Origin of the sequence: Erwinia aphidicola (assembly GCF_014773485.1) — a bacterium.
GTDB lineage: Bacteria > Pseudomonadota > Gammaproteobacteria > Enterobacterales > Enterobacteriaceae > Erwinia > Erwinia aphidicola.
The window spans coordinates 1-1737 of sequence record NZ_JACXBP010000023.1 but is presented as its reverse complement, the minus strand read 5'-3'; the positions used below and the strand labels follow the sequence as shown (position 1 = coordinate 1737).

Annotated in this window: 1 rRNA gene; it reads right to left on the bottom strand. The window is 53.5% G+C overall.

Annotated elements, in window-relative coordinates:
- Positions 1-25: 25 nt before the first annotated feature.
- Positions 26-1566, bottom strand: a 16S ribosomal RNA gene (locus tag ID864_RS23645).
- Positions 1567-1737: the final 171 nt, after the last annotated feature.

Sequence of the window (1737 nt, the reverse complement as noted above, 5' to 3'; positions counted from 1 at the left end):
CACTACGCGGGAAGGTATCTTCAGGTAAGGAGGTGATCCAACCGCAGGTTCCCCTACGGTTACCTTGTTACGACTTCACCCCAGTCATGAATCACAAAGTGGTAAGCGCCCTCCCGAAGGTTAAGCTACCTACTTCTTTTGCAACCCACTCCCATGGTGTGACGGGCGGTGTGTACAAGGCCCGGGAACGTATTCACCGTAGCATTCTGATCTACGATTACTAGCGATTCCGACTTCACGGAGTCGAGTTGCAGACTCCGATCCGGACTACGACGCACTTTATGAGGTCCGCTTGCTCTCGCGAGGTCGCTTCTCTTTGTATGCGCCATTGTAGCACGTGTGTAGCCCTGGCCGTAAGGGCCATGATGACTTGACGTCATCCCCACCTTCCTCCGGTTTATCACCGGCAGTCTCCTTTGAGTTCCCACCATTACGTGCTGGCAACAAAGGATAAGGGTTGCGCTCGTTGCGGGACTTAACCCAACATTTCACAACACGAGCTGACGACAGCCATGCAGCACCTGTCTCACGGTTCCCGAAGGCACTAAGGCATCTCTGCCAAATTCCGTGGATGTCAAGGCCAGGTAAGGTTCTTCGCGTTGCATCGAATTAAACCACATGCTCCACCGCTTGTGCGGGCCCCCGTCAATTCATTTGAGTTTTAACCTTGCGGCCGTACTCCCCAGGCGGTCGACTTAACGCGTTAGCTCCGGAAGCCACGCCTCAAGGGCACAACCTCCAAGTCGACATCGTTTACGGCGTGGACTACCAGGGTATCTAATCCTGTTTGCTCCCCACGCTTTCGCACCTGAGCGTCAGTCTTTGTCCAGGGGGCCGCCTTCGCCACCGGTATTCCTCCAGATCTCTACGCATTTCACCGCTACACCTGGAATTCTACCCCCCTCTACAAGACTCTAGCCTGCCAGTTTCGAATGCAGTTCCCAGGTTGAGCCCGGGGATTTCACATCCGACTTGACAGACCGCCTGCGTGCGCTTTACGCCCAGTAATTCCGATTAACGCTTGCACCCTCCGTATTACCGCGGCTGCTGGCACGGAGTTAGCCGGTGCTTCTTCTGCGGGTAACGTCAATCGACGAAGCTATTAACTTCATCGCCTTCCTCCCCACTGAAAGTACTTTACAACCCGAAGGCCTTCTTCATACACGCGGCATGGCTGCATCAGGCTTGCGCCCATTGTGCAATATTCCCCACTGCTGCCTCCCGTAGGAGTCTGGACCGTGTCTCAGTTCCAGTGTGGCTGGTCATCCTCTCAGACCAGCTAGGGATCGTCGCCTAGGTGAGCCGTTACCCCACCTACTAGCTAATCCCATCTGGGCACATCCGATGGTGTGAGGCCCGAAGGTCCCCCACTTTGGTCCGAAGACGTTATGCGGTATTAGCTACCGTTTCCAGTAGTTATCCCCCTCCATCGGGCAGTTTCCCAGACATTACTCACCCGTCCGCCACTCGTCACCCAAGAGCAAGCTCTCTGTGCTACCGTTCGACTTGCATGTGTTAGGCCTGCCGCCAGCGTTCAATCTGAGCCATGATCAAACTCTTCAATTAAAAGTTCGATTTGCTGAAACAAGTTCAGCGGTGCTCATCTGTAAAACGTCATAATGAATTTCATTATGTGTTCACTCGTGAGGCTTGATATTTTTTACGTCCGGAGACGTTGATATCAATCCTGCGAGTGCCCACACAGATTGTCTGATAAATTGTTAAAGAGCGTTGCGA